Raw genomic sequence first — 24,647 nt, 5'->3', positions numbered from 1 at the left:
GCTGGCGGCTACCCAAAGGGATGGCCGGGGGCACCCAAAGGGATGGCTATCGGGCTGGTTCGAGGTCTCCATCACGCGTGACGGGCTCGCCAGCCACGGTAGCATCCGCCGCGGGAGCGGCGTGCTCCGCGAGGACGCCCGTCTGGTGCCTGATCTTCAGGCGGTACAGCAGGACACCGATGACGACGACGGCCCCCACGAAGAGGACGCCTCCCCACTGGAGGTACCACTCAAAGGGCGGCACCGAGTTGTAGATCTCGGGGCGCGGCCAGACCAGGTTGAGCGTCATGGCACCGCCCCACAGCACTGCGAGGATGTTGACCGGCATCCCCCACTTGCCCAGGCAGAAGCCCGGCTCGGTGTCATCATCCGCCAGCGGCCATTTCTTCAGCAGCCGCTTCCGCAGCATCGGGACCGTGACCAGCAGGTACGACAAGTAGATCAGGACGATGCTGATGCTGGAAAGGATGGTGAAGATCGCGGGCTGCATGACGTTGACGACCAGCGGGATCACGGCGAGGATGCCGATCACGATGGCGGCCACAGTCGGGGTTTTCCGGACCGGGTCCACCTTGCTGAGCTGGCGGCTGAACGGCAGGTTGTTGTCCCGGGCCATGGCGAACATCATCCGGATTGCGGCAGCGTGGACGGCCAGGGTGCAGACGATGACCGCCACCACGATGCAGACCAGGAAGGCCTTGCCGAACGGGCCGCCCAGCACCGAAAGCACCACGTACTGCAGGCCGCCGTCGGCAGCGCCAACCTTGGGGTCGCTGAGGTCCGGTGCGGCCAGCAGCCCGCCGAGGAGGATCAGGCCGCCGAGCACGAAGGACGCGGTGACGGCGCGAAGGATGGCTTTGGGTGCCGTGCGCTTGGGATCCTTCGTCTCCTCGCCGAGGGAACTGGCGGTGTCGAAGCCGTACATCACATAGCCGGAGGCCATGGCACCGATGAGGAACACCCCGAAGAAACCGAGGGGGTGCTCGTCGCCGAAGCCGGCGGTGTCGAAGAGGACTTCAGGACCGCGGACCACGTGCCAGCCGAGGGCCAGGATGAGCAGCACGGCGGCGGCCAGTTCCACGAACACGCCGATGCTGTTGATCCGGGTCATGAGCTTCACGCCGAAGGCGTTGATGAGGGTGGAGACGCCGATCATGATGCTGGCCAGCAGGACTCCGTTGACCGCGAAGTCGTACTGCCCGGTGCCGTCTCCCACCAGCTGGAAGCCCGACCAGATCTGGGGCAGGGTGAGCTGCAGGGCCAGGGCCACGGCTCCGAGCGCCATCATGGAGGAGAGCAGGAGCAGCCAGCCGGCCAGCCAGGCAAATGTTCCGGAGGAGAGCCGCTTGGCCCAGTTGTAGACCGAGCCGGCCACCGGGTAGCGGCCGGCCAGTTCGGCGAAGCACAGCGCCACCATCAGCTGGCCGACGAAGACGATGGGCCAGGACCAGGCATAGGCGGGTCCGGCCATGGAGAAACCGAAGTAGAACAGTTGGAAAACACCGGTGAGGATGGAGATGTAGCTGACTCCCGCGGCGAAGCTGGCGAACTTTCCTATGCTGCGGTCCAGGGTCTGGGCGTAGCCGAATTCGTCCATGCCGCTTGCGTCAGCGCTTGTGCTGGGTCCTATCTTGCTGGGTTCTAACATCTGAGCTCCTAAGTCGAATAGCACGATGGTGACGGCCCGCAGCCCGAAGGCGCGGGCGAAATCAACGGCCGGCGTCGAGCGGCGCCTGCAAGCCAGCGTGTTGAAAGCTGTGCTTGCAGGAGCCGCCGGCGCGGACCGGTTCCCCATAGGTGGTGCCTTGCCGGTAGTGCCCCCGCTAGCCCGGCGTCGGGCCCGGTTCCGACGAGCCGAACCAGCGGCTGGGACCGGGCCTGGTGTTCTGCCAGATGTGCTTGGTTTCCCGGTATTCCGCCAGGCCGAGCGCCCCGAGTTCCCGTCCGTTGCCGGATTGCCCGAAGCCTCCCCATTCGGCCTGCGGGACGTAGGGGTGGTAGTCGTTGATCCAGACGGTGCCGTGCCGCAGCGCCTGGGCCACCCGCTGGGCACGGGAGCCGTCGCCGGTCCAGACTGCCCCGGCCAGGCCGTAGACAGTGTCGTTGGCAAGCCGGATGGCCTCGGCCTCGGTGCGGAAGGTTTCCACGGTCAGCACGGGACCGAAGGACTCCTCCTGCACCACGCTCATGGTGCTGCTGCAGCCGTCGAGGATGGTGGGCGGGTAGTAGCTTCCGGCGGCCAGATTTGGCCCGTCAGGGATGACACTGCCGTGGATCACGCCGTCCGGAATGATCCCCCCGCAGACAAGCGTCGCGCCTTCGGATACACCGGCCTGGACGTAGGCGTGAACCTTGTCCCGGTGCGCGAAGGAAATCAGCGGTCCGGTCTCAGCCCGTTCGTCGAACGGCCCGCCCAGGCGGATTTTCCGGGCCCTGCGCGCCACTTCGGCCACGAATTCGTCGTGGAGGGATTCCTCGACGATCAGCCGTGCCCCGGCGGAACAGACCTGGCCGGAGTGCAGGAAGATGGCGGTCAGGGCGAAGTCGACGGCGGCTTCCCAGTCGGCGTCGGCAAACACAATGTTGGGGTTCTTCCCGCCCAACTCCAGGGCAACACGTTTTACCGTGCCGGCCGCCGCTTCCATGATGCGTTTACCCGTGGCCAGGCCGCCGGTAAAGGACACCAGGTCCACGCGGGGATCCGTACTCAGCACGCCGCCGACTTCCGGCCCCGTACCGGTGACCAGGTTGGCGACGCCTGCGGGCACACCCGCCTCGCGCAGTGTCTCCATGAGCAGGACGGCCGTGGACGGCGTCAGCTCGCTGGGCTTCAGGACGAAGGTGTTGCCCGCCAGGAGTGCGGGCGCCACCTTCCAGGAGACCTGCAGGAGCGGATAGTTCCACGGCGTGATCAGCCCGCAGACGCCCACGGGCATGTGCACGATCCGGCTGATCGCATCGGGGTTGCCCGTGTCGATCACCCGCCCGGCGTCAGTGCCCGCGATGCCGGCGTAATAGCGGAAGCAGGCCGTAACATCGTCGATGTCGTATTCGGCCTCGACGTACCTCTTCCCCGTGTCCAGTGCCTCCGCCCTGGCGTAGGCGGCCCGGTCGCGCTCCAGCAGCTCGGCGACCCGCTGCAGGACACGGCCGCGTTCCCGTTCCGGCGTGCGCGGCCACTCGCCGTCGTCGAACGCCGTCCGTGCGCTGGCAACCGCCGCCTCGGCGTCCGCCGCCGTTCCCTCCGCGACGACGGCCACTTCGGTGCCGTCGGCCGGGCAGGTGATGGTGCGGGTCCGGTTTCCCGACGACGGCGACCACCCGCCGTCGATGTAGACCCCGCGGGCGAGCTGCAGCTCAGTATCGATCGTCAATTTGCCCCCTCAGCCCTTCGTCGCCACGGGTTGGGTGGCTGCGCTTTGGTCCCGCGCCCCGTGATCCCGCTGAAGCGGGCTGATGCCGTGGCGGTAGAACTCGGCATGCTGCGGCTGCAGCGGCGCCGTGCCGGTGATCAGGTCGGCGGCCTTTTCGGCCAGCATCATCACCGGGGCGTAGATGTTGCCGTTGGTCACGTACGGCATGGCCGAGGCATCCACCACGCGGAGGCCCTGGATGCCGTGCACGCCCATGTCGAGCGGGTTCACCACGGCCATCGGGTCCGATTCCGGCCCCATTTTCGCGGTGCAGGACGGGTGCAGCGCCGTCTCAGCGTCGCGGGCCACCCAGTCCAGGATTTCGGCGTCTGTCTGGACGCCCCGGCCGGGCGAAAGCTCCCCGCCGTTGAAGGGACCCATGGCCGACTGGCCCAGGATGTCGCGGGCGATGTGGATGGATTCCACCCATTCGCGGCGGTCCTGCTCCGTGGAGAGGTAGTTGAACACCATGGAGGGATGCATGGCGGGGTCGGTGGACTTAATCTTGAGGCTGCCGCGGGCGTCGGAGTACATGGGGCCGATGTGCACCTGGTAGCCGTGCTTGGCGTCCGCCTTCTGACCGTCATAGCGCACGGCAACGGGCAGGAAGTGGAACATCAGGTTCGGGTACGCGACGTCGTCGTTGGAGCGGACGAACCCGCCGCCTTCGAAGTGGTTGGTGGCGGCCGGCCCCTTCCGGCCCAGGAGCCACTGGAGGCCGATGAGCGGGTAGCGCCACAGGTCCAGGTTCGGCTGCATCGAGACCGGCTGCGTGCAGGCGTGCTGGATGTAGACCTCGAGGTGGTCCTGCAGGTTCTCGCCGACGCCGGGGAGGTTGACCACCGGGTTGATGCCCAGCGACTTGAGGTGATTCGCTTCGCCGACGCCGGAGAGCTGCAGCAGCTGCGGGGTGTTGATGGCGCCGCCGGACAGGATCACCTCGCCGGCGTTGACCTGGTGCATCTTGCCGTTGCGCCGATAGGTGACGCCCGTGGCCACGTTGCCCTTGAAGTTGATCTTCGTGGCCAGCGCACGGGTGAGGACCGTCAGGTTGGGCCGCTTGAAGCCCGGGCGGAGATAGGCGCGGGACGCGGAGAGCCGCTGGCCCTTGTGGATATTCCGGTCAAAGGCCGCGAAGCCTTCCTGGCGGTAGCCGTTCACGTCATCGGTCAGCGGGAAGCCGGCTTCCTGGGCCGCCCGGAAGAATGCCTGGAACAGCGGGTTGGTGGCGGGGCCGCGTTCCAGCACCAGGGGTCCCGAGTGGCCGCGGAGCTCATCGTCCGGCTCCGCCGCCAGGGCGTTTTCCATCCGGTTGAAGTACGGGAGGCAATGCGCGAAATCCCAGGTATCCATCCCGGCGTCGGCTCCCCAGCGTTCGTAGTCCAGCGGGTTTCCGCGCTGGAAGATCATGCCGTTGATAGAGCTGGAGCCGCCCAGGACCTTGCCGCGGGCATGTGCCACGCGGCGTCCGCCCATGTGCGGCTCCGGATCCGACTGGTAGCGCCAGTCGTAGAACGGATTGCCGCTGGGGAAGGTCAGGGCAGCCGGCATCTGAATGAACAGATCCCAGGGGTAGTCGCTGCGTCCCGCTTCCAGGACCAGGACACTTCGCGTGCCTCCGGCGCTGAGGCGGTTGGCAAGCACGGAACCCGCGCTTCCCCCACCCACGATGACGTAGTCGTAGCTAGTCTCTGTCATTCTGCGAAGTCTCCTTGTACGTCGTGCGGACCCGGGCGCCGTAACGCCCGGCCCTTTCCCTGATCGGGAAGCCGGTTCGTGCTCAGTGCGCCCTGACGATGTGGTGCTCGCCGAATTGCGTATTACACAACGCGATGCACATAGCGCGTACTGGAAAATATGACAGCCGTCACACGGGGGTGTCAATAGGTCACAGAAGCGCAACAACCGCGAGCTGCCGCGCGAGCTTTCCTCGAACCTCATTGCTGCAACCACAATCCGCTGAATGCAACAATTTTCGTGAATCCTGGCCCGCCACCCAGCGTGCAGATGCAATCCGTTCGTGCCAAATTCATAAAATGGAAACAAGAAGGCATTGACTGTGTCACAAGTCACGCCTACTCTGGTGCAACAGCGTTGCACTGAATGCAACCCCAAAACACTTTGGTGGATACATGAGTAACGAAACTTCCTCCCCCGCCACACTCGCGGGACGGATCAGCCCGGAGTCGCATAGCGGCGTCAATGGTGACGCTAACGGCGACGAAAACGGCGACGCCAACAGCGGCGTCAACAGCGGCGTCAGCAAGGAAACCCGCCGGAAGGTGGTCACTGCCAGCTTCATCGGCAATTTCGTCGAATGGTTCGACTACGCCGTCTACGGTTACCTTGCCGCGACCATCTCGTCAGTGTTCTTCCCGGAGGCTGACCGGCAGGCAGCCCTGCTGGCAACCTTCGGCGTCTTCGCGGTCTCATTCTTCGTCCGCCCCCTCGGCGGATTCGTCTGGGGCCACATCGGTGACCGCCTGGGCCGGCGGAAAGCACTGTCGCTCTCCATCGTCATCATGTCCGTATCCACGTTCTGCATCGCCCTGATCCCGGGATACGCCAGCATCGGAGTGATGGCGCCGATCCTTCTCCTCCTGGTCAGGATCGTCCAGGGCTTCTCCGCCGCCGGGGAATACGCCGGCGCCTCCGCCTTCCTGGTGGAGTACGCACCTGCCAACAAGCGCGGCCTCTATGCCGCCGTCGTTCCGGCCAGCACCGCGGCGGGCCTGCTGCTTGGTTCGCTGATCGCGGCGCTCCTCAGCACCGTCCTGACCACCGGGGAGCTGCATGAGTGGGGCTGGCGGCTGCCGTTCCTGCTCGCGGCACCCATGGGCCTCATCGGACGCTACATCCGCACCAAGCTCGAAGACACTCCGGCATTCCAGGCCCTGGCTGCCGAGGACCACACCGTCAAGACCCCGGTCTTTGCCATGTTCCGGACCTACCGCAGGCAGCTGATCATTGCCACCGGCGCCGTGCTCCTCAACGCCGTCGGGTTCTACGTAATCCTCAGCTACATGCCCACGTACCTCTCGGAGGAACTCGGCTTCGGCGCAGCGGAGTCCTTCCTTGCCACCACCATCGCCCTGGCAAGCTACATCGGCTTCATCTTCCTGACCGGCATCGCTTCGGACAGGTTCGGCCGCAAGCGCATGCTGATCACCGCTTCACTGCTCTTCATCGTGCTGACCGTCCCGGCCTTCATGCTGCTGGACACGGGCAATTTCCTGGTCATCGTCCTGGTCCAGATCCTGCTTGGCGGCATGCTGACGCTCAACGACGGCACGCTCCCCAGCTTCCTGGCGGAGCTCTTCCCCACCCGGGTCCGCTACACCGGGTTCGCCGTCAGCTTCAACCTGTCCAACGCACTCTTCGGCGGCACAGCCCCGTTCATGGCCACGCTGCTCATCGGCCTGACCCAGAACAAGGTGGCCCCGGGCTGGTACCTGGTGGCGGCATCGGTCGTCTCCCTGGTCGCAGTCCTGTTCGCCACCGAGACCTCGAAGAAGCCACTCCGGCAGGAATGACGCGCGATTCCGAGTCCTTACGGCCCAGGGGCCCTGCGGCCCAGGGACCCGGCACACCCAGCACGCCCCCGCACGGCGCACCACACACTTTCCTCACTCAATTCAGCACTAAAGAAAGGTATGAACCCATGACCACCATCGAAACCGAGGCCGTCAACAATGTCGCCAAGCTGGACCGCCTGAAGGTCCTCCACAACGGCGAAAAGGTCAAGCTGACGTTCTCCGATACCGAGTTCGAGCGCCGCCTCGCCGGCCTGCGCCGGATCATGGCAGAGAAGGACCTGGACGCCGTCGCCCTGACCAGCTACCACTCGATCAAGTACTACTCCGACTTCCTTTTCACGACCTTCGGCCGCTCCTACGCCATGGTGGTGACCAAGGACGACACCGTCACCGTCACGGCCAACATCGACGCCGGGATGCCGTGGCGCCGCAGCTTCGGCGACAACATTGTCTACACGGACTGGCGCCGGGACAACTACATCCACGCCATCCAGGAGGTCCTGCGCACCCGCGGCATCAACGCCCGCCGGATCGGCGTCGAAGATGACTCGCTCCCGCTGGACAACCGCAACAAGATCCAGGCCGCCTTCTCCGGCGCAACCCTGGTGGACGTGGCCCAGGCCGCCATGCGCCAGCGAATGATCAAGTCCACCGAGGAGATCGAGGTCATCAAGCACGGTGCGCGGATCGGCGACCTGGGCGGCGAGGCCATCCGCAACGCCATCACCGCCGGGATCACCGAATACGAGGTGGCGCTGATCGGAACCGAGGCCATGGTCCACGAGATCGCCCGCACGTTCCCGGACTCGGAGATCCGTGACACCTGGGTGTGGTTCCAGTCCGGCATCAATACGGACGGCGCGCACAACTGGGCCACCACCCGCAAGATCCAGGAACACGACATCCTGTCGCTGAACTGCTTCCCCATGACCTCCGGCTACTACACGGCCCTGGAACGCACCCTGTTCTACGGCGAACCGGATGCCCGCTCGCTGGAACTCTGGAACATCAACGTGGAGGTCCACAAGCGCGGCCTCGAACTCATCAAGCCCGGTGCCGTCTGCAAGGACATCGCCGCCGAACTGAACGAGATCTACGTGGGACACGGCCTCCTGGCCAACCGCACCTTCGGCTACGGGCACTCCTTCGGCGTCCTCAGCCACTACTACGGCCGGGAAGCCGGGCTGGAGCTCCGCGAGGACATCGACACCGTCCTTGAGCCCGGCATGGTGGTTTCGATGGAACCGATGATCACAGTCCTGGACGGCCAGCCCGGTGCCGGCGGCTACCGCGAGCACGACATCCTGGTGGTCGGGGAAGACGGCGCGGAGAACATCACCAAGTTCCCGTTCGGTCCGGAGTACAACATCATCGGGGCATAACGGCACCACAACCTGCCTCTGCCGGAAGCGGCGCCACGTCCTCCGTGGCGCCGCTTTCCGGCTCACATACGGAATGATGGTGGACACCATGACCTCTGCAGAAGCTCCCGAAACCAGCAGCAACGGCGACGCCAAGGGCACGTCCGTCATCGTCAACGCCATCGCAGTACTGCGAAGCTTTACCGCGGACGAGCCATTGCTCGGCGTCACGGAGATCGCCAACCGCGTCGGCCTGCACAAAAGCACCGTTTCCCGCATCCTGGCCACGTTCGAGCAGGAACACCTGGTGGAGCGCGATCCGGAGACCCGCAGGTTCCGCCTGGGCCTGGGCCTCATCGCCGTCGCCGGTCCTCTGCTGGCCGAACTCGAAGAGCGGCGTGTGGCGTACCCCGTCCTGCGCGAACTCACCGAGCAGACCGGCGAAACCAGCGCGCTCATGGTGTGGAACGGGTCCGAATCGATGTGCGTCGAACAGATCGCCAGCCACCACCAGATCAAGCACACCACCCCGCTGGGCGCCCGGTACAAGGACGCGCTCAGCGCCTCCGTCCAGGTCTTCCTCGCCGCCGAACCCGCCGAACGCGTACGCGTGCTGCTCAAGAGCGGCGAAATTGCCTATCCGGGCCTGGACGACACCAGCCTCGAGGCCTACCTGATCCGGCTGGGCGACGTCGCCCGGCGCGGCTGGGCCACCAATTACGGCGAGTCCTCACTGGACGAAGTAGGCCTGGCGGCCCCCGTCTTCGATCACCGCGGCGACATCGTGGCGGCGGTCCTCATCCCTGCGCCGCGCTTCCGGGTATCCCCGGACACGCTGCAGCGCCTCGGGGAGTCCTGCAAGGCCGCCGCGGACCGCGTCACGGCCCGCCTCGGCGGGGCATCTCCGGCGCAGGCCTGACCCCGACGCTCTCTCACTTCCCGCGGGTTTTCCGGCGACGCTCTCCCACTTCCCGCGGGTTTTCCCCCGAAGCTCTCTCACTTGAGTTCCTGGCGAGCGTGGCTAAACCGTTCCCACCACGATGGTGGCCGCGGACGATAGCCGGATCGCGCCGTCGCGTTCATGGGCCGTGCCGCTTCCATGGCCGGGCCGCACACAACCGCGGCAGCGACGTCCGCCATGAACTCCCAGTAGCGGTCAGGGGAGCGGAACAGCGAAACAATCCAGGGCCCCGGCGGCTGCGCCGGCAGCTGCACATACCGGTTGATGATCCCCATGATGGTGGTGGCCCAGTCGTTCCGGACAGGACGGCGGCCTCGCTGACCTGGGTTCGCACATTCTCCAGGCCGGGTTCGCCCGTCCCCGCGGCCATGAATATCCACGGCTCTCCAGTAAGAAGTGAGAGAGCGTCCGCGATTCGGCGCCCGGAAGTGAGAGAGCGTCAGGTGGGGATGATGCGGAACATGAACTTGGTCCGGACCATGACCCACAGCAGGGCCACAATGGCCGCGTAGGCAGCCGTGTTCAGCCAGACGTTCCCCTGCTGCAGCGCCGGAATGTTGGCCACGACGGCGATCAGCACCACGTGCATGACGAAGACGTACAACGTGGCCTGCCCCAGCGGGATCAGCAACCAGCCCACCGCGCGTTCGATGGGCTTCCAGTACGCCGTCAGGAGCGCGTAGGCCGTCACCAGCAGCGTGATCACGTTGAGGAGCCGGCCCGGTTCGAGGTAGGTCCGCCCGAAGAACTGGTCGTACACGGCGCGGTAGTTCGCGTCCGAGGTCAGCGCGAGCCGGACGTCGAACTCGTTGGCCAGGTATGGGTTGGCCCAGGACATCAGTGCGAAGGCCACGGTGATCGCGGCGCAAACGCCAACCACCCAGCGGTGCGCGGACAGCCATGCCACGATGGTCCGCCGGTAGTAGCCGCCCACCAGGCCAAGCACGAACAGGACCTGCCACACCAGCAGCGGGAAGGAATCCTCGAACTGCGACGGCAGGAGCCTGAAGCGGAACACCGTGCCGGCGATGTACAGGGCGGTGGTGGCCGCCAGCACCCACAGCACCTTGCCGCGGGCCAGCGCCAGCAGGATCAGCGGGCTGACCAGGAGCATGATGACATAGAGGCCCATCACGTTGAACTGCCACGGGCCGAACTGCAGGAGCAGGACCGCCGGAATGACAGCCCCGGACACCGGGAACTGCAGCAGGCCCTGCATGCCCGTGTACAGGTCGTAGGTCCGGCCCGCGCCCGACCTGCCTGCGCCTCCGGTGCCCTGGTCCGTGAAGGTGGTCAGCGCCTCCGAGTTGAGCGCCGGGATGAGGCTGATGACGAACACCAGGACCACAACGGCGAGCGCCGTGACATACAGCTTGCCGGCCCGCCGGCCGGTCTTTTGCGCCACTTCACCAATGCGGTCCTGGGCTTTGGGCCCGTAGACCATTCCCAGCACCAGCCCGGACAGCAGCACGAACAGCTCGGCGCCGGACACAAAGCCGATGGCTTCCTGGGTGAACAGCTGAAAGAGCGACGTCATGCCCACGTGGTTCACCACCACGAACAGGATGGCCAGCCCGCGCATCAGGTCCACCCGGGAATCGCGCGAGGACTTGTCCGAGTACGTCCATCGCTTGGCTGAGCGCAGGCGCACCGGCACCAGCCACAGCAGGATCGCTCCGAGCAGCAGCGCCGCTGCCGCGATCCCCGCCGGAACGCCGGCCAGCGCGTTGCCGGATGACCCGGCCAGGCCCTCTACCGTCCTGGTGACCGGCCCGGTAACGAGCGTCGATTCCCTGACCGCCTCGCCGGCGGCAGCCGCCACGGCGGCATTCCGGGTGAGTCGCCAGTCAATGATGGTGTTGCCGGCGTCCCCAACGTCCGTTTTCTCGTCCCAGACGACGGCGGCAATCCGCTCCAGTTTGCCCGGTGCGGCCTCGCCCAGCACCTGATTCCACCAGCCGGACTTGATGTCGGTTTCCGAAGGGCCGCCCGCCGACGGGCTGTAGTACGCGGCTGTCTGGAGCAGTAGCGGCTTGTCCCGCTGGACGGCATATGACTCGTAGAAGTTGGCGTCGCCGCCGCCGTCGGAAGCTCCACCGCCGTCCCCGACGGAGGCAGCGCCCCTGGCCGTCCCGGTCAGCAACGAGGCCAGTTCGCCGTCCTCGGGCAGCGTGTTGACGGCGGCTTTCCCTCCGGTGTCATCGTGATGTGTGGTCAGTCCCGCCCAGTCAACGACGTCGTCGCCCGGGTAGTACGGGGCGTAGGGAGCGTCCAAGCCGTTCCAGGCGCCGTCGGCATTCGTGTCCAGCGCGGCGAACCCGGGAGAGCCGGAAGCCGGGGCATTGCGGTTCCTGGTGAACGGATAGTCCCGCGCCTGGAACGGCTGCCACACCATCAGTGCGTTGGTTTTCGAGTCGAACGCCTGGGCCATGGCGCGGTACGCCGGCACGTAGGCCCCAGGCTGCTGGCCCCAGGACACCCAGCTTGAATTCATGTCCGGAGCGAAGCGGATCAGCAGCTTTCCGGGGAAACCCTCCGCCAATTCCTCGAGTTGCGCCGCGAAGTCAGCGGCGCCACCCGCGTTGACCGCCGCCAACGGAACCGTTGGATTGACCGTGATCAGGGCGTGGGCACCCGAGGCGGCACTCTGGGACAGAAACTCCCGCAGGTAGCCCTTTTCGGCGCCTTTGATGGGAAAGAAGACATCGTGGCCCAGGACCGCCGGGGTGGCCTGCAGCCGCCCGGCGAACCCGGCGGCATCATCCTCGCCCCATTCCAGGACGCCGCCCAGGAGCGGCTTTCCCGGCGAGGCGCCGAGGCCTTCACCACCGTTAACGGTCGACGCCGGGATCCCGGCCCGCGCCGTCACCGCGGCCTGCGCGGCTCCAGCCGGCAGGAAAAGCAGAAGGGTGAGCAGCAACAGGATTGCCCTGCGTGTGGCCCTAGGCAAATCCATCCTGGCCGCCTTCGGGGAAGAGGGCCGAAACCGTCGTTCCACCTCCAGGGCTGTCCGTGATCGAGAGTTCCCCGCCGTGTGAAGTCACGATCCGCACGCACGTCGCGAGCCCCAGGCCGGATCCGGGAGCGTCGCCGGGGCGGTGCAGCCGGACCAATGGTTCAAGGACCCTTTCGCGGTCAGCGGCGGCGATGCCCTTGCCGTTGTCCGAGACCCGGACCGTGACACCGCGTTCATCAGCCAGGCCGGAGACCCTGATTCTCAGGTCCTCCCCGGGGCGGCGGTAATCATAGGAATTGCCCAGAAGGTTTTGCAGCAGCGTACGCAGCTGCGCCGGATCGGCCAGCACGTCCGCGTCCTCGCATGCCACCGCCGCAGTGACGCCGAACTCTCCGCCCAGGTCGCTGACCGCCTCAGCCACGGCAGCCCGGAGCGGCACGGAGTGCCGGCGCAGTGTGCCGCCCACCTGGGAGTAACTGAGGACATCGTCCAGCATGCCGAGCATCCGACGCCCACTGCCGCCGATGCGCTGAAGGTACTCAGCGGCGGGCCCGCCCGGGCTGATGTCCGCGTCCTCCTCGCTGAGTTCCACATAGCCCAGGATGGTGGTCAGCGGGATGCGCAGGTCATGGCTGACCCGGCCGGCGAATTCGGCGAGCTTGCGGTTGCTGCGCTCCAGTTCTGCCAGGGCCTGGTGGAGCTGCACCGTCCGGTGCTGCAGTTCCAGCACTTCCACGACCTGCGCCGCCAGGACATCCAGCATGGCGATCTGTTCGGCGGAGATTCCGGCCGGCACATCGGAGAACACGCACAAGGAGCCCAGCGCGAAACCCGAACCGGTCTGCAGCGGCGCGGAGGCGTAGAAGCGGACGCGCGCCATTTCGCCGGTCACAAAGGGGTTGTCCGCGAATCTCGGATCGGCTGCGGCATCCGGCACGACGGTGGTGCGGCCCTGCTGGAAAACCTTGGCACACATCGAGTCCTCACGTGCGCACAGTCCGGGTTCCAGCCCCGCCGCTGCCAGCTGGACCCGCTGTTCGGGGGTGATGATGTTGACCACGCTGAAGGGCACACCGCAGAGCTTGGCGGCAAGGTCCACCAGGAAATTCAGGGCCCGCGCGGCGCTGGCGCTGGGACTGACGTCGGGGGCGTCGGGCACCTTCGCGGCAGCTACCGAATCCGGACCATCAGGAAGCAGCCCGTACTCCGCGAGCACTGAACGACGTTTCAGGTCAGCATCAGGAAAACTGAGGGCGTCGGTATGAGCCATTAAGGTCCTTCCCCAGTTCAGGACAGCCGGCCGAGGCGCCGCGGTCCCCCCAGCAGGAGTCTAGCGGAGCCGGTGGCTTCCATCCGGGGTGCGGTAATCTCTTGACACCGGCACTGAAGCTCCGGTTGACTATTACGCATGCTGAAATAACAGTTCCATGATGCGGAATGCAGCGCAGCTGTTGCGGCCAGTATGGAGCCACAGCGCACAACTGCAGCGGGGCACTCCCTTTTCCGCATAGCCGACGCCATGGATGCCAGCATTTGCACGAGGGATGAACAAGCATGCAGCTTGCCGTATTCAACGGGGCGGACCGCGCGGAAGTCACCGCGGCACTTCGCCCCTGCATTGATGTCCAGCGCTGGGTGGACCAGATCGCGGACGCCCGCCCGTTCGCCAGCAGCCAGGCCCTGCTGGACTTCGCCCGCGACGCCGCCGCCCCCTTCACTCCGGACGAGGTGGAGTCCGCAATGGCGCACCACCCGCGGATCGGGGAACGGCCCACGTCCGCCACCACCGAGGCATCCATGTCCCGTTCGGAGCAGGCCGGGGTGGATCCGGCGGACACGGACGTGGCCACGGCACTGGCCGAGGGGAACCGCGCCTACGAGGAGAAGTTCGGCCGGGTCTTCCTGATTCGCGCCGCAGGACGCACGGCCCCGGAAATCCTGGCCGCGCTCCACGAACGGCTTACCCACACCCCCGACCAAGAAGACGCCATAGTGGCCCAGCAGCTGCGCGAAATCGCCCTGCTCCGGCTCGAAGGAGTGATCAGCGAATGACCGTTTCACAGGTGACCACCCACATCCTGGACACCGGGGCCGGGCGTCCGGCCGCCGGCGTCGCCGTCGGGCTTTACGCGCGCGACGGCGGCGGCTGGGCCCTCGTTGCTTCCGGCGCCACCGATGCCGACGGCAGGGCGAAGGACCTCGGTCCGGAGCTCCTCCCCGCCGGGACGTACCGGTTGAACTTCGCCACGGGGGCCTACTACGAGGGCCTGGGCACGGCCACCTTCTTCCCGGAGGTGGACCTGGTGTTCTCCGTGTCCGACGCCGGCGAGCACTACCATGTGCCGCTGCTCCTGAGCCCGTTCGCCTACTCGACGTACCGCGGCAGCTAACCCAACCAAATCCCCGGGCAGTAGGCTAGAAGGCATGGCTTCTGAAGACACCCCCGCCGAGCGGCGCGAAATCACCGTCCGCCGGGCGCCCAAATACGTGCCGTTCCTCATACTGGGCGGCCTCGTGGGCATCATCGTGGCGGCGGTCATCGCGTTTGCGCTGCCCGGGGACCCGAATTACGAACCCAGCTCCGTCTTCGGCTTCTTCCTGGTTCTTTTCGGCGCCAGCGGCGTGATTCTGGGCGCCATTGTCGCGCTCCTGCTGGACCGGCTCAGCGTCCGGCGCACCGAACACGCCGTCGTCGAAGCCGTCCCGGAGACCGGGCCCGGCAGCGATCCGGCCGACGGCGCCGGCAACGGCACCACGGCCGGCAGTCAGTCATAAACGGGCGCCCGGAAAAGTCCTACCCCATCACGTGAGATAATCGACCAGTGGCACGTGGCGATGGAAAACTTTCTCATGATCTTCTCCCTGGCGAAAAAGGCCCTCAGGACGCTTGTGGCGTCTTTGGGGTCTGGGCACCAGGTGAAGAAGTAGCAAAACTCACCTATTACGGGCTGTATGCATTGCAGCACCGCGGTCAGGAGTCGGCTGGCATAGCAACCAGCGACGGCAAGCGGATCAACGTCTATAAGGACATGGGCCTCGTATCCCAGGTCTTCGACGAGACCACGCTGAACACCCTGACCGGGCACCTGGCCGTCGGCCACTGCCGCTATTCCACTACCGGCGCCAGCCACTGGGCGAACGCCCAGCCCACGCTTGGCGCCACCGCCACGGGCACCGTGGCTTTGGCCCACAACGGCAACCTCACCAACACCGCAGAGCTCAACGCCATGATCATTGAGCGCAACGGCGGCCAGCTCAGCGGCGAAATGAAGCAGGGCAACACGTCGGACACCGCCCTGGTCACGGCACTGCTGGAGGGCGAAGAGGGCAAGTCCCTCGAACAGACCGCCATTGAGCTGCTGCCCAAGATCAAGGGCGGCTTCTGCTTCGTCTTTATGGACGAAGGCACCCTCTACGCTGCGCGTGACACCTACGGCATCCGCCCGCTGGTCCTCGGCCGGCTCGAGCGCGGCTGGGTTGTTGCCTCCGAGCAGTCGGCCCTGGCCACTGTTGGTGCCAGCTTCATCCGTGAAATCGAACCCGGCGAGTTCATCGCCATCGACGAAGACGGCGTGCGGTCCCAGCGCTTTGCAGAGCCGACGCCGGCCGGTTGCGTTTTCGAATACGTCTACCTCGCCCGTCCGGACGCCGCCATCGCGGGACGCTCCGTGTACGAATCCCGCGTGGAGATGGGCCGCCAGCTGGCCCGCGAAAACACCCAGGAAGCGGACATCGTCATCCCGGTCCCCGAGTCCGGCACCCCCGCGGCCGTTGGCTACGCAGAGGAATCCGGCATCCCCTTCGCGCACGGCTTCGTCAAGAACTCCTATGTGGGCCGCACGTTCATCCAGCCGTCGCAGACGCTGCGCCAGCTGGGCATCCGGCTCAAGCTGAACGCCCTCGAGTCCGTCATCCGCGGCAAGCGCGTTGTGGTGGTGGATGACTCGATCGTCCGCGGCAACACCCAGCGCGCAATCGTCCGGATGCTCCGCGAGGCCGGCGCCGCCTCCGTGCATGTGAAGATCTCCTCCCCGCCCGTGCAGTGGCCCTGCTTCTACGGCATCGACTTCGCCTCCCGCGCGGAGCTGATCGCCAACGGCGCCACCATCGAGGAAATCTCCCAGGCCATCGGCGCCGACTCGCTCGCCTACATTTCCGAAGACGGCATGATCGACGCCACGCGGCAGCCGCGCGAACGTCTCTGCACTGCCTGCTTCACCGGCCAGTACCCCATCGAGCTGCCCGGCGCGGACAAGCTCGGCAAGAACCTGCTGGAGCGCACGGACCTCGGCGGCCTGCCCGCTGCAGGATCCGCCGCTGCAGGATCCGCCGCCGCTCCGGCTGGTGCAGCCGTAGCTGTTGACGCTGACGAGGACCCGGCCGGCAAGCCCGGTGCCACGGGCTGCGATCCGGGACCGGACGCCGAGTTCGAGAACCTGCTGACCGACGCTGACCGTCTGACCTCTGACAAGAAAGAGTCCGTATGACTTCCGCATCACCCGCCGCCGGTAACTCCTCAGAGACAGCCCGCGGCATCACGTACGCCTCTGCCGGCGTAGACGTCGAAGCGGGAGACCGCGCCGTTGAACTGATGAAGGACGCCGTCAAGGCCACCCACAATTCCTCGGTGATCGGCGGCGTGGGCGGCTTCGCCGGCCTCTACGACGTCTCGAAGCTCCTCACCTTCAAGCGCCCCCTGCTGGCCACATCCACGGACGGCGTGGGCACCAAGGTGGCCATCGCCCAGGCCATGGACATCCATGACACCATCGGGTTCGACCTCGTGGGCATGGTGGTGGACGACATCGTGGTGGTAGGCGCCGAGCCGCTCTACATGACCGACTACATCGCGTGCGGCAAGGTTGTTCCCGAGCGCATCGCGGACATCGTCCGCGGCATTGCAGCAGCCTGCTCCGTGGCCGGTACCGCCCTGGTGGGCGGCGAAACCGCCGAGCACCCGGGCCTGCTGGGCGAGCACGAATACGACGTCGCGGGTGCTGCCACCGGCGTTGTTGAAGCGTCAGAACTGCTGGGCCCGGACCGTGTCCGCGCCGGCGACGTGGTGATCGGCATGGCCTCCTCCGGCCTGCACTCCAACGGCTACTCCCTGGTCCGCCGCGTCATCAACCACGCCGGCTGGGCCCTGGACCGCCAGGTTTCCGAACTCGGACGCACGCTGGGCGAGGAATTGCTCGAGCCCACCCGCGTCTACGCAGCCGACTGCCTGGACCTGGCCCGCACCTTCCCGGTGAACGGCTCCGCAGCCGGCAAGGCCGTCCACGGCTTCAGCCACGTCACCGGCGGGGGCCTCGCAGCCAACCTGGCCCGTGTCCTCCCGCAGGGCCTCATCGCCACGGTGGACCGCGCCACGTGGGAACTGCCCGCCATCTTCAAGCTGGTCTCGGAACTGGGCAACGTCCCGCTGGCAGACCTTGAGCGCACGCTGAACCTCGGCGTGGGCATGGTGGCAATCGTCTCCCCCGAAGCTGCCGACGCCGCCGTGAACCGCCTCAACGACCGCGGGCTGCCGTCCTGGGTCATGGGCACGGTGGAACAGAACTCGGACGCAATCGTCAAGACCGGTCCGGACTACGTCCAGGGCGCCAAGGGTGTTGACGGCGGCGCAGTCCGACTGGTGAACGCCTACGCCTAAGGGTTCCTAAACCACATCGAGTGCTCCGCAACCGCCGTTTAGCAGGTCCATAACGGCAGTTGCGGAGCACTCGACGTGTTTAGACCTCCAGCACGCTGAACACACCACCCTGCGGATCCTGCAGGGTGGCCACGCTTCCGGCTTCCTGGTCGTCGCTGCCGTCAGCCTCCGGTTCGATCAGGACGACGGCACCCCCAGCCACCGCTGCTGCCACGGCCTCCGCGACGCTGGAGACGCCAAAGTACACCTGCCAGCCTGTCTGCAGCGCCCGCTCCTCAGGCTCCGCTTCGTCCCCGTCACCGGCGGGGTACTCCGGCTCCGCACCCCAGAACCCCGCTTCGTCCTCGTCGGCGTCATCCTGCGGCAGCGGTGCGATCCCCGCTACTTCCGCGCCGTCCACCATCAGCGTGGTGTACGTTCCGCCGTCGTCCTGCGGGTATTCGGTGACCTCATGCCCGAACAGTTGCTGGAAGAAGGCGACGGCGGCCTGGGGCTCTGGTGTCAGCAACTCCGCCCATGCAAGGGCGCCGGGCTCGTTGTACCTTGCGGATCCGGTATGCGTTCCCGGCTGCCACACTCCGGTGGTGCCGCCGCCGGGCGGCGCCAGGAACACCATCACACCCGTGTCCTCCACCTCTTCCGGGCCGAACTCCACGGAGCCGCCCGCGTGCGGGGTCTCTTCCACAATGGCCCCAGCATCAGCGGCAGCAAAGTAGATGTTCCACTTTGCGGCTGTTCCGGAGGCTTCCTGATGGGGATTCTGGGGTGCAATGACGGTGACCAGGTCATCGCCCAGGAACGCCTTAGCGTAGCTCCGCCCGTCCGGCGTGGGGAGGTCCTCGTAGCGCCAGCCGAAAACCGCGGCGTAGAACGCCTTGGCGGCCTCCACATCCTTGGTCTGCAGGTCCGTCCAGCAGATCTCGCCGGCGTTGAAGGTGGTGCGCCCGGTCATCGTGTGCCCGCGCTTTCGGCAGCCATGATGCTGAAGGCGGCTCCGTTGGCGTCCGTCAGTACGGCCAGCCTGCCCACCCCCGGGACATCGAACCCGGGCACATGGACCTGCCCGCCGAGGTCGGCCGCCCGGGCCGCGGCAAGGTCCACATCCTCGACTTTGAAGTAGATCATCCAGAAAGACGGCACCCCTCCCATGGGCTGCCTCAAGGCCCCGGCCACGGGCTTCCCATCCACCATGAAGTTGGTGTATTCGCTGAGCTCGCCGGCGGGTGCGGTCTCCGTGGTGCATCCGGTCACGGCCTCGTAGAACCGGATGGCCTGCGGGACGTCGCTTGTCTGCAGCTCGCTCCAGACCGGGGCGCCGGGTTCGTCCACCAGCCCGGACCCGATGTGGGACCCGGCCTGCCAGAAGCCCACCTGGGCGCCGGTGGGATCCGCTGCGAAGAACATCCTCCCGCTGCCGTTCTCCACATCATCCACGGGATACAGCAGGGTTCCGCCTGCCTCTGCGACCTTCGCGGCCGCTTCGTCGGCATTGTCCACGGCAAGGTAGCTGGCCCAGTAGGACGGCAACCCGGCGGACGCCATGTCCGGCATCTGCTGCATCATTCCGGCAACGTAGCGGCCCTGCAGCCGGGCCATGTAGTACGTCATGTCCGGCCCTGCGGGCATTGCGTCCAGCTCCCAGCCGAACAGCTGCGAGTAGAACTCCTTGGCCGCCTCGATGCCGCTCGCAGAGAGGTCCGCCCAACACGGCGTGCCCTGCTTGTAGCTCTCAACTTCTGGCATGGAAATCAATCCCCTTCGACCGCCGGTGGACCAGTCTATGGAACAGCCCACGATCAACCTAGTACGGGGCTCCAGCACTGACAACACGGCTGACAACATCGCCCCCGCTACCATCGACCGGCATGTGACCGCGGCGGCAATGGCGAGCCGCTTCTGCTGCTGCACGGCGGCCTCGGTAACAGCGACGATCTGCTCAACAGCATCGGCCCGGGCCTGTCGGAGCGTTTCCGCATCGTCGCCTTCGACCGGCGGGGTCACGGTTATACCGTGGATACCTATGCCGATTTCCACTACTCGGACATGGCGGACGAGACGGCAGGCGTGCTTGAGGCCGTGGTGGGTGCCGCCGCCGGCCCGCCCTGGACGCTCATGCCACTACGGCGCGCTCGACCCACCCGGCGGGAACAGCAGAAAGGCCCGTCAGGGCACACCGGAAGCCGGCATGCCCTGACGGGCCTGATAACTGAAGTCAGCACACGGGGTGCCGGAAAAGAAGAGCCGAAGTGTCGTACGGGACACTGTGGTGAAAAGTACGACGGCGGCACGCCGCTGATTGCCTTACGGCAGGTTCAGCGGGCGACAACTAGCCGATTCGACGGGTGTCTACCTCGTCGTCGTCTTCTTCCAAATCATCCGCGTACTTGTCCACATAAGCCGAATAATCCGGCTCAACCGGCTCACTCGAGAAACGGCTCGGTGCACGACCCTCTGAGCTCTTGAGCTCACGCTGAAGAGCAGAGTAGTCAGTGTTCGGGGAATAGTACTTAATATCCCGAGCCTGCTTGGTAGCTTTTGCCTTTTGACGGCCGCGCCCCATGGCGTGACCCCCTTTTGTACTCGGACCGGAGGTGGTCACCATTGGCGTTAGTGAGGCCCCGGAATGTTTGGTCAATTTGTCGTACACCTAGATTACATGCTTTCAGCGGTAACTGCGCCCCGACCGGTTACCTCCGGAGCAGAGTTGCCACGTTTGCACTGGTCCCGGCCATATCGGCCCGCCTATTTTCTTCGGTAGAGTCGTTTGAGCGACTCCAAGCCAGCGGCCGCATCTGCGACATTCCTCCGGGGAAAAGCAGGGAAAAGCCAGGAAAGGACGCCGGGAAGGGTGAATCCTCACGTGAATGACGAGAACGCAACAGGCAACAGCACAGGGAACCCGAAGACAACCCCGGGAACCGGACTGCCGCCAGTCGTGCCGCCTCCCCCTGCCCGACCGCCGACCAGCAGCATTCCCGTCCAGCCGCCGGCCGGCACGGACGATCCCGCGCCCAGGGAGACGCCGTCGGATGAGACGTCCGATATTGCTCAGTCCAACGACACTCCGTCCAACGAAACTCCGGCGGTTGTGTCAAAGGAGACCTTGCTGAAGGCCGGCATCGTGGTGGCAGGCCTGATTCTGCTGGGCCTGCTTATCTGGTGGGTTGCCACCCTGCTCGGGAGCGGCAACCAGCAGGCAACAACCCAGCCCCCGGCCACGGAGTCGGCGTCCCCGTCCGCGCAGGCAACCCGGGGCGAGCTCCCCCTGGATGGGGTGGGGGCCCTGGACTACCAGCTGGGCGACTGCTTCGAGAATTTCGATCCCGAAGCCACTGCATCCCGGGTAGTGCCCTGCACCACGGGCCACTCCGCACAGCTGGTCGCCGTGCACCGATACCCGGAGTCGGACTCGTACCCGGGCGTCGCCGCACTTCGGGAAAAGGGCCGCGAGATCTGCCAGGGCGCCGGGCTGACCGACGCCGTGGCCAACTATGTCCTCATGCAACGCAACGCCTACCCCAGTGACACCAGCTGGGAACAGGGCGACAGGCGGGTGGACTGCTATGTCACAGCGGACAAGGGCAACATCATCATGGAATCCCTCATCCCCTAGCTCTTCCGCCGCACGGACAGTCCACTGCCGGCAAGGGCACCACCGTCGGGCCCTTCGGGGCCGTCCAGGCTGGCAATGGTGAGTTCGTCGACGCCGGCGGCAGTGTCGACCAGGACGGTGTCCCCGTCGGCGATGTCACCGGCGAGGATGGCCTTGGCCAGCCGGTCGCCAATTTCGCGCTGCACCAGCCTGCGCAGCGGACGCGCACCGTAGGCAGGATCGAAGCCTGTCATGGCCAGCCACGCTCGGGCGCCGTCGGTGACTTCCAGGTTGAGCCGGCGGTCGTGCAGCCGCTGGCCGAGTTCCGCCACCTGGAGTTCCACGATCCGGGCCAGCTCTTCAACGTCCAGGGCATCGAACAGCACCACCTCGTCCAGCCGGTTCAAGAATTCAGGCTTGAACGAAGCATGCACCGTGGCCATGACGGCACTGCGTTTGGCGTTGGCATCCAAGGTCTGGTCCACCAGGAACTGGCTGCCCAGGTTCGAGGTCAGCACCAGGATCACATTGCGAAAATCCACAGTGCGGCCCTGGCCGTCGGTGAGACGACCGTCGTCGAGCACCTGCAGGAGGATGTCGAACACCTCGGGGTGCGCCTTCTCCACTTCGTCCAAAAGCACCACGGAGTACGGACGACGACGGACGGCTTCGGTCAGCTGGCCGCCTTCCTCGTAGCCCACGTAGCCCGGAGGCGCTCCGACCAGACGTGCCACGGAGTGCTTTTCCCCGTACTCGGACATGTCAATCCGAACCATGGCGCGTTCGTCGTCGAACAGGAACTCCGCCAGTGCCTTCGCAAGCTCGGTCTTGCCCACACCGGTGGGTCCCAGGAACAGGAACGATCCGGTCGGCCGGTGCGGATCGCTGATGCCCGCGCGGGCACGTCGGACCGCATCGGACACGGCAGCGACGGCCTTTTTCTGGCCGATCAGCCGCTTGCCGAGCTCCTCTTCCATGTGCAGCAGCTTCTGGCTTTCGCCCTGAAGCATGCGCCCGGCCGGAATTCCGGTCCAGGCCGAAATCACCTCAGCAATGTCACCTGCCGTGACTTCGTCGGCCACCATGAGTTCCTGCTTGGCGCCACCGCCGGCCACCCGGGCAGACTCGGCCTCGGCGGCGGCGGACAGCTCGCGTTCCAGTGCGGGAAGTTCGCCGTAGAGGATGCGGGAGGCGGCAGCGAGGTCCCCTTCGCGCTGGTACTTCTCCGCGGCCGAGCGCAGCTCGTCGATCCGGGCTTTGAGGTCACCGACGTGGTTGAGGCCGGCCTTCTCGGCTTCCCAGCGGGCGTTGAGTGCCGACAGTGCTTCCTTCTTGTCCGCCATGTCCGCCCGCAGCGCGGCCAGGCGCTCCACGGACGCTGCGTCCTTCTCATTGGCGAGGGCCAGCTCTTCCATGGTCAGCCGGTCCACCTGGCGCCGCAGCTGGTCAATTTCCTCCGGCGCGGAATCAATCTCCATGCGCAGGCGTGAGGCGGCCTCGTCCACCAGGTCGATTGCCTTGTCCGGGAGCTGGCGCCCCGAGATGTAGCGGTTGGACAGCGTGGCGGCGGCCACGAGGGCGGAGTCCGCGATGGAGACCTTGTGATGGGCCTCGTAGCGCTCCTTGAGGCCGCGGAGGATGCCGATGGTGTCGTCCACGCTCGGCTCGCCCACGAACACCTGCTGGAAGCGGCGCTCCAAGGCAGGATCCTTCTCGATGTTCTCCCGGTATTCGTCCAGGGTGGTGGCGCCGATCAGGCGCAGTTCACCACGGGCAAGCATGGGCTTGAGCATATTACCGGCGTCCATGGAGCTGTCCCCGGAGGCGCCTGCCCCCACCACGGTGTGGAGCTCGTCTATGAAGGTGACAATCTGCCCCTCGGAACTCTTGATTTCCTCCAGGACGGCCTTCAGCCGCTCCTCAAACTCGCCGCGGTACTTTGCCCCGGCCACCATCGAGGCCAGGTCCAGGGCGATGAGGGTCTTGCCGCGCAGGCTTTCCGGCACGTCATTCGCGACGATCCGCTGAGCCAGGCCCTCAACGACAGCGGTCTTGCCCACACCGGGCTCACCAATGATGACGGGGTTGTTTTTGGTGCGGCGGCTCAGCACCTGGATGATGCGGCGGATCTCGGCGTCGCGGCCAATAACCGGATCCAGTTTGCCGGACCGCGCAATGGCAGTAAGGTCCGTGCCGAATTTCTCCAATGCCTGAAAGGTGTTCTCCGGGTCGGCGTTTGTGACCTTACGGTCCCCGCGGACACCCGGCAGGGCGGCGAGCAGCGCTTCGTGGGAAGCGCCGGCGTCGCGCATCAGCTTTCCGACGGCGTCGCTGCCGGCGGAGAGACCCAGCAGAAGGTGCTCGGTGGAAACGAAAGTGTCCCCCAGTTTATCCGCCTCGTTTTGGGCATTCTTGATGGCCTGCAGGGCCGCCCGGGAAAGTTGGGCCTGCTGCACCGACGTGCCTGACGAGGCCGGAAGGGCCTTGATGGCGGTGCTGGCCTGGACGCTCACGGCATCCGGATCGGCACCGGTGGCACGCAGGAGCGCGACGGCGACACCCTCCCGATGGTCCATGAGCGCCTTGAGAAGATGGGCCGGCTCAACCTGCGGATTTCCCGCCGTGGAGGCGTTCATGGCAGCAGCGGAAAGAGCCTCCTGGCTCTTGGTGGTGAACTTGGCGTCCAAAGAGAGCTCCTTTCGGGGATAAATCAACTCTTAAAGTTGAGTGTACAACGCTCAACTTTGCGGACTGCGCCTTTAGGTCCATGTTTGCCGACGGCGAAATGGCTGTCTAGGGGCGATCGGCCCGTAGTCGGCACCGTGGGAGTTTCCGCGAGAGCCCATAGACCCGGACGAACCTTCGGCCTAGGCTCGAGCCTGCGAAACGGAAGGGCGACCCACCCGACACCGCAAGGCACTAAAGACGAGGACCTCTGATGAAGAAGTTTGTAGTTCTTTACATCGCAACCCAGTCAGCACAGGAACTTATGGCGGAGAGCTCGCCTGAAGCGGCCCAGCGGACCAGGGAACGCCGCTCGGCGCCGGCATTCGGGCGTATGAGGCGCTGGACATGCCCGGAACGTGACCCCGGCCTGGGCGGGTGGCAGCCCCCGACTCCGGCACCCCTGTCCGGACATGCCGGAGGGCGGTTCCCCCAAGGAACCGCCCTCCGG

19 protein-coding genes and 1 pseudogene are annotated in these 24,647 nt (G+C 66.1%); 10 read left to right on the top strand and 10 right to left on the bottom strand.

The features are described from left to right. Positions 1–46: 46 nt before the first annotated feature. The 3 genes from CXQ91_RS13275 to betA all read right to left on the bottom strand — a co-directional run bounded on the left by CXQ91_RS13275 (position 47) and on the right by betA (position 5,111). The gene (locus CXQ91_RS13275; protein ID WP_258073966.1) at positions 47–1,648 is read right to left on the bottom strand and encodes an APC family permease; all 1,602 of its coding nucleotides are present in this window, start codon (positions 1,646–1,648) and stop codon (positions 47–49) included. Between the two features lie 175 nt (positions 1,649–1,823). Then, complete coding sequence (locus tag CXQ91_RS13270) at positions 1,824–3,374, bottom strand: aldehyde dehydrogenase family protein (RefSeq protein ID WP_219816523.1); 1,551 nt, start codon at positions 3,372–3,374, stop codon at positions 1,824–1,826. 9 nt (positions 3,375–3,383) lie between these two features. Beyond that, positions 3,384–5,111 carry a choline dehydrogenase gene (betA, locus tag CXQ91_RS13265; RefSeq protein WP_104174388.1) on the bottom strand — a complete coding sequence of 576 codons (1,728 nt, stop codon included), beginning with the start codon at positions 5,109–5,111 and terminating at the stop codon, positions 3,384–3,386. 434 nt (positions 5,112–5,545) lie between these two features. On the opposite strand from betA, the gene CXQ91_RS13260 reads away from it, so the two are divergent. The 3 genes from CXQ91_RS13260 (at position 5,546) to CXQ91_RS13250 (ending at position 9,229) form a co-directional block, all read left to right on the top strand. After that, complete coding sequence (locus CXQ91_RS13260; RefSeq protein WP_104174387.1) at positions 5,546–6,946, top strand: MFS transporter; 1,401 nt, start codon at positions 5,546–5,548, stop codon at positions 6,944–6,946. A gap of 128 nt (positions 6,947–7,074) precedes the next feature. Next, a complete protein-coding gene (locus CXQ91_RS13255) occupies positions 7,075–8,331 on the top strand; it encodes an aminopeptidase P family protein (RefSeq protein WP_104174386.1) in 1,257 nt (418 codons plus the stop codon). Positions 8,332–8,419: 88 nt separating this feature from the next. Then, positions 8,420–9,229 (top strand): IclR family transcriptional regulator, encoded by an 810-nt coding sequence (locus CXQ91_RS13250; RefSeq protein WP_104174529.1) that lies wholly within the window; start codon positions 8,420–8,422, stop codon positions 9,227–9,229. 77 nt (positions 9,230–9,306) lie between these two features. Here the strand turns inward: CXQ91_RS13250 and CXQ91_RS13245 are convergent, their stop codons facing one another. The 3 genes from CXQ91_RS13245 to CXQ91_RS13235 all read right to left on the bottom strand — a co-directional run bounded on the left by CXQ91_RS13245 (position 9,307) and on the right by CXQ91_RS13235 (position 13,497). Then, complete coding sequence (locus CXQ91_RS13245) at positions 9,307–9,546, bottom strand: hypothetical protein (protein ID WP_104174385.1); 240 nt, start codon at positions 9,544–9,546, stop codon at positions 9,307–9,309. A 164-nt stretch (positions 9,547–9,710) separates the two neighbouring features. Next, positions 9,711–12,227: an OpgC domain-containing protein gene (gene opgC / locus CXQ91_RS13240; protein ID WP_104174384.1), complete on the bottom strand. Its 2,517-nt coding sequence runs from the start codon at positions 12,225–12,227 to the stop codon at positions 9,711–9,713. Next, the gene (locus tag CXQ91_RS13235) at positions 12,214–13,497 is read right to left on the bottom strand and encodes a GAF domain-containing sensor histidine kinase (RefSeq protein WP_104174383.1); all 1,284 of its coding nucleotides are present in this window, start codon (positions 13,495–13,497) and stop codon (positions 12,214–12,216) included. Before CXQ91_RS13235 ends, opgC begins: the two co-directional genes overlap by 14 nt. Positions 13,498–13,781: 284 nt before the next feature. Between CXQ91_RS13235 and uraD the strand changes: the two genes are divergently transcribed. Genes uraD through purM form a run of 5 tightly spaced genes read left to right on the top strand, consistent with a single transcriptional unit; the run spans position 13,782 to position 17,880 of the window. After that, positions 13,782–14,279 carry a 2-oxo-4-hydroxy-4-carboxy-5-ureidoimidazoline decarboxylase gene (gene uraD, locus CXQ91_RS13230; protein WP_104174382.1) on the top strand — a complete coding sequence of 166 codons (498 nt, stop codon included), beginning with the start codon at positions 13,782–13,784 and terminating at the stop codon, positions 14,277–14,279. Next, positions 14,276–14,617 carry a hydroxyisourate hydrolase gene (gene uraH, locus CXQ91_RS13225; protein WP_104174381.1) on the top strand — a complete coding sequence of 114 codons (342 nt, stop codon included), beginning with the start codon at positions 14,276–14,278 and terminating at the stop codon, positions 14,615–14,617. The genes uraD and uraH overlap by 4 nt, the downstream gene beginning before the upstream one ends. Positions 14,618–14,651: 34 nt before the next feature. Beyond that, positions 14,652–15,002 carry a hypothetical protein gene (locus tag CXQ91_RS13220; RefSeq protein ID WP_104174380.1) on the top strand — a complete coding sequence of 117 codons (351 nt, stop codon included), beginning with the start codon at positions 14,652–14,654 and terminating at the stop codon, positions 15,000–15,002. A 47-nt stretch (positions 15,003–15,049) separates the two neighbouring features. Beyond that, the gene (gene purF, locus CXQ91_RS13215) at positions 15,050–16,714 is read left to right on the top strand and encodes an amidophosphoribosyltransferase (protein WP_104174379.1); all 1,665 of its coding nucleotides are present in this window, start codon (positions 15,050–15,052) and stop codon (positions 16,712–16,714) included. After that, positions 16,711–17,880: a phosphoribosylformylglycinamidine cyclo-ligase gene (gene purM, locus CXQ91_RS13210; protein WP_104174378.1), complete on the top strand. Its 1,170-nt coding sequence runs from the start codon at positions 16,711–16,713 to the stop codon at positions 17,878–17,880. The genes purF and purM overlap by 4 nt, the downstream gene beginning before the upstream one ends. A gap of 79 nt (positions 17,881–17,959) precedes the next feature. On the opposite strand, the gene CXQ91_RS13205 is transcribed toward purM, so the two are convergent. Next, positions 17,960–18,832 (bottom strand): VOC family protein, encoded by an 873-nt coding sequence (locus tag CXQ91_RS13205; protein WP_104174377.1) that lies wholly within the window; start codon positions 18,830–18,832, stop codon positions 17,960–17,962. Beyond that, positions 18,829–19,623: a VOC family protein gene (locus CXQ91_RS13200; RefSeq protein ID WP_104174528.1), complete on the bottom strand. Its 795-nt coding sequence runs from the start codon at positions 19,621–19,623 to the stop codon at positions 18,829–18,831. Before CXQ91_RS13200 ends, CXQ91_RS13205 begins: the two co-directional genes overlap by 4 nt. A 153-nt stretch (positions 19,624–19,776) precedes the next feature. Between CXQ91_RS13200 and CXQ91_RS25735 the strand changes: the two are divergent. Further along, a pseudogene (locus CXQ91_RS25735) lies at positions 19,777–19,923 on the top strand (alpha/beta fold hydrolase); the annotation flags it as partial. Between the two features lie 283 nt (positions 19,924–20,206). Here CXQ91_RS25735 and CXQ91_RS13190 read toward each other — a convergent pair. Then, positions 20,207–20,440 (bottom strand): DUF3073 domain-containing protein, encoded by a 234-nt coding sequence (locus CXQ91_RS13190; protein WP_104174527.1) that lies wholly within the window; start codon positions 20,438–20,440, stop codon positions 20,207–20,209. A 300-nt stretch (positions 20,441–20,740) separates the two neighbouring features. On the opposite strand from CXQ91_RS13190, the gene CXQ91_RS13185 reads away from it, so the two are divergent. Then, entirely contained in the window at positions 20,741–21,493 is a 753-nt protein-coding gene (locus CXQ91_RS13185; RefSeq protein ID WP_104174375.1) for a septum formation family protein, read from the top strand. Here CXQ91_RS13185 and clpB read toward each other — a convergent pair. Next, entirely contained in the window at positions 21,490–24,159 is a 2,670-nt protein-coding gene (gene clpB / locus CXQ91_RS13180; protein WP_104174374.1) for an ATP-dependent chaperone ClpB, read from the bottom strand. The two genes, CXQ91_RS13185 and clpB, sit on opposite strands and share 4 nt — an antisense overlap. Between the last annotated feature and the right edge of the window lie 488 nt (positions 24,160–24,647).

The organism is Arthrobacter sp. Y81 (assembly GCF_002929335.1).
Lineage (GTDB): Bacteria > Actinomycetota > Actinomycetes > Actinomycetales > Micrococcaceae > Arthrobacter.
The sequence above is the reverse complement of the archived record's forward strand: the minus strand, read 5'-3'. Positions and strand labels throughout refer to the sequence as shown.

Coding starts and splice junctions, on each gene's coding strand:
- CXQ91_RS13260 (WP_104174387.1), top strand. CDS start 5,546: ATGAGTAACGAAACTTCCTCCCCCGCCACACTCGCGGGACGGATCAGC.
- CXQ91_RS13205 (WP_104174377.1), bottom strand. CDS start 18,832: ATGACCGGGCGCACCACCTTCAACGCCGGCGAGATCTGCTGGACGGAC.
- CXQ91_RS13255 (WP_104174386.1), top strand. CDS start 7,075: ATGACCACCATCGAAACCGAGGCCGTCAACAATGTCGCCAAGCTGGAC.
- purM (WP_104174378.1), top strand. CDS start 16,711: ATGACTTCCGCATCACCCGCCGCCGGTAACTCCTCAGAGACAGCCCGC.
- CXQ91_RS13250 (WP_104174529.1), top strand. CDS start 8,420: ATGACCTCTGCAGAAGCTCCCGAAACCAGCAGCAACGGCGACGCCAAG.
- uraH (WP_104174381.1), top strand. CDS start 14,276: ATGACCGTTTCACAGGTGACCACCCACATCCTGGACACCGGGGCCGGG.
- uraD (WP_104174382.1), top strand. CDS start 13,782: ATGCAGCTTGCCGTATTCAACGGGGCGGACCGCGCGGAAGTCACCGCG.
- CXQ91_RS13200 (WP_104174528.1), bottom strand. CDS start 19,623: ATGCCAGAAGTTGAGAGCTACAAGCAGGGCACGCCGTGTTGGGCGGAC.
- CXQ91_RS13235 (WP_104174383.1), bottom strand. CDS start 13,497: ATGGCTCATACCGACGCCCTCAGTTTTCCTGATGCTGACCTGAAACGT.
- betA (WP_104174388.1), bottom strand. CDS start 5,111: ATGACAGAGACTAGCTACGACTACGTCATCGTGGGTGGGGGAAGCGCG.
- CXQ91_RS13275 (WP_258073966.1), bottom strand. CDS start 1,648: ATGTTAGAACCCAGCAAGATAGGACCCAGCACAAGCGCTGACGCAAGC.
- CXQ91_RS13220 (WP_104174380.1), top strand. CDS start 14,652: ATGGCTTCTGAAGACACCCCCGCCGAGCGGCGCGAAATCACCGTCCGC.
- CXQ91_RS13190 (WP_104174527.1), bottom strand. CDS start 20,440: ATGGGGCGCGGCCGTCAAAAGGCAAAAGCTACCAAGCAGGCTCGGGAT.
- opgC (WP_104174384.1), bottom strand. CDS start 12,227: ATGGATTTGCCTAGGGCCACACGCAGGGCAATCCTGTTGCTGCTCACC.
- CXQ91_RS13245 (WP_104174385.1), bottom strand. CDS start 9,546: ATGGGGATCATCAACCGGTATGTGCAGCTGCCGGCGCAGCCGCCGGGG.